The sequence below is a fragment of the Flavobacterium sp. genome (genome assembly GCF_043778725.1).
Lineage (GTDB): Bacteria > Bacteroidota > Bacteroidia > Flavobacteriales > Flavobacteriaceae > Flavobacterium.
Genome location: NZ_JAYWFT010000011.1, coordinates 1 through 2,679, shown reverse-complemented (window position 1 = coordinate 2,679; position 2,679 = coordinate 1). Strand labels below are relative to the sequence as shown.

General features: G+C 30.6%; 2 protein-coding genes. Both read right to left on the bottom strand.

The window, feature by feature from the left end:
• Positions 1-301: 301 nt before the first annotated feature.
• Complete coding sequence (locus tag ACH2CG_RS01585; RefSeq protein WP_395061524.1) at positions 302-2,164, bottom strand: S8 family serine peptidase; 1,863 nt, start codon at positions 2,162-2,164, stop codon at positions 302-304.
• Positions 2,165-2,234: 70 nt separating this feature from the next.
• The coding region (locus tag ACH2CG_RS01580) for a RagB/SusD family nutrient uptake outer membrane protein (protein WP_395061522.1) at positions 2,235-2,679 on the bottom strand (445 nt) is incomplete at its 5' end.

The window sequence follows — 2,679 nt, the reverse complement described above, 5'->3', positions numbered from 1 at the left end:
TTGTATCACGTTGAATAGAAATTATTTTATAGGAAGTAATTGGTGCTTTTTTAGCAAGTTCTTTTGCTTTTTGTTCAGCAGTTTTAACTAGACTTTTACGTTTAATATCTGATGGCTTTTCTTGAGAGAAGAGCATCAATGAATAAAAAAATAAAATTAAGGTAAGTGAAATTCTCATAATAAAATTAGAAGTGACAAAAATAAGTAATAGTTTAAGACAAAAAACAATTGATCATCATAATAAAAACAAAAAACTTTCAGAATATTTAATTCTGAAAGCTATTTGATTATGTAAAATTATTTATTTTTTTATAAACTTCTTAACTATTGATTTATTAGTATCAGAAATAAATTTAATAAAGTAGACACCTGCTTCAAAATTAGAAATATTTATGCTGGAATTTATTGAAGATCCTTTTACGTTATAAATTTGTTTTCCTGTTAAATCAGTAATTATTAGTTCAACAATTTCAATGTTATTTTTAAGATTGTAATTAAGAATAGTAGTTGCTGGATTAGGATAAATAAAGACTGAATTGTCAATTTCAAAATCTCTATTGTTTAAAGAAATTCCGTCAGTACCGGAGGCAATTAAAGAAAAATCTTGACTTAAACCTTGTAAAGATGCTTTATGAGTAACCTGAATTGTATAAACTCCAGGTGCAGCACCAAAGATTTCAACTCGTTCTATATTGTCAACATTATTATCTGAAATATTGGTAGCACCATCAAGTGGTGAATCTGGATTTAGCTTCCAAGGATAATAAACACTACCATCTTTTAACACTTTTAAATCTAAATTATTAACTAATCGTGGAGTTCTGTTATCATTTTGAGAAGAAGAGTTAGCAGTACCTGTTGGGTCTGTCCAAGAAAGAACAACATTTAAATCTTGTGTAGAATTTAAAGAAATATTTTTTGTAAAAACCTGATTGTTAACTAAATTATTTTCTTCTAATATAGTAGAGACACCTTTATTAGTGATTATTCTGGCTGCATTTAAACCATCGGCAACACCCCATCCAAAACTATAATCGGGACCAATATAATCTCCTGCTTCTCTCGCAGATTGACATAACAAACCTCTTACAGTAGCAGATTTCATAAATAAATCTGGAGTTAAATTATTATAGTGTTTTTGAAGAAGCAAAATTAAACCAGTTATAGCTGGAGAAGCCATTGATGTTCCTTGATAAGTATCATAAGCAGTATTAGAAGTAGAAATTGGTGACGAAACACCAACTCCTTTAGCAGATATGTCAGGTTTAATCCTACCATCATCTGTAGGTCCAAAGTTACTAAAATCAGCAATAGAATATGACTCATCTAAACCATCTGTCATTATACCCTTAACTGCGGCAACAGTTATAACATTTTTAGCATTTGCAACACCTGTCAAAAGATCAAAACCTCCGTCAAGTACAACTTGATTTATAGCAGTATTGTTTCTATCATTACCAGCAGATTTAACCATTTGATAATAGGGAAAAGCATTCATTAATTGGTCCACCTCAATAGATTGGGAATTATATGCTCCAAAAGAGTTGACAGGTAGAGAAGTAGCGATATTTCCATAAGAATGATTAGAAACTAAAAATCCAGAAGATGCAAAATTAAAAATCTCAGCAATATCATTAGTCCAATCATAAGACACCACATTACCTTGATAGGCAAAACCTCTTCTAATTGCACTTACACCTGCAGCAATAATTGTTCCTGCAACATGCGTTCCATGAGAAGAATAAGAAGGCGCACTATCACCTAGGGTAACTCTACCTCCAAATTCAACATGAGTTTCTTTAACTTTACCACTATCCCAAACACCTGCATACATATCTGTTCCAGTAATGTTTAAACCAAGAGATCCACCAGGATATAATGAATTAGCTCTTAAAGTTTCTACTGAAAGTACATTATTGTCTTCTTGATAAAAGTAAGGAATACCATCAATGATTCTTTGAAGATTATCCTTATTATCAATTGTAGGATTATTTATAAGAAAATCTTGAACATCCTTATTATTCTTAGCTGAAGAGAATTCAAATTCAGTTTTTAAATTTGACACTAAAATATAACTAGATTTATTTTTAATAAACTCACGCTGAGATTGGTTTTGAGAAACCATGAAACTATAAACAAATAAAAAAACAATTACTAATCTCATACTTTTTTTTTCAAATATAAAAAAAACCTCTCAAATTGAGAGGTTTTTAGATAAAAAATATGTTTATAATCTAGTATCCAGCATTTTGTTGGATTGAACTATTAGCATTTAATTCATTTTGAGGAATTGGCAATGCAAATTTATAACTTGTTAAAGGAAGATTTGCAGGATTACCACCAGGGAAATTAATAGATGAAGAAGAGTAATCCGCAGGATCTCTATCAATACCAACACCAGCTAAAGTACCTAATCTTTTTAAATCAATAAATCTGTATCCTTCAAAAGCAAACTCTACTCTTCTTTGATTTAAAATACCTTTCCAAGCATCTGTTGGAGAAGCATAAACTGGAGCAGTTTGGGCTGTAGGAAAGCGTTTGTCTAAAACACTTTTAATAGCATTAGCAGCACCTGTTAAATCTCCTGCAGCAGTTCTAGCTTCCGCTTTAATAAAATACATTTCTGAAAGACGAACAAGTTTAAAGTCACTGTTACAAGAACCTACAGCAGCTGTACCT

Excerpts from the sequence above, each read along its gene's own strand:
- ACH2CG_RS01585 (WP_395061524.1), bottom strand. The coding sequence starts at position 2,164 with ATGAGATTAGTAATTGTTTTTTTATTTGTTTATAGTTTCATGGTTTCT.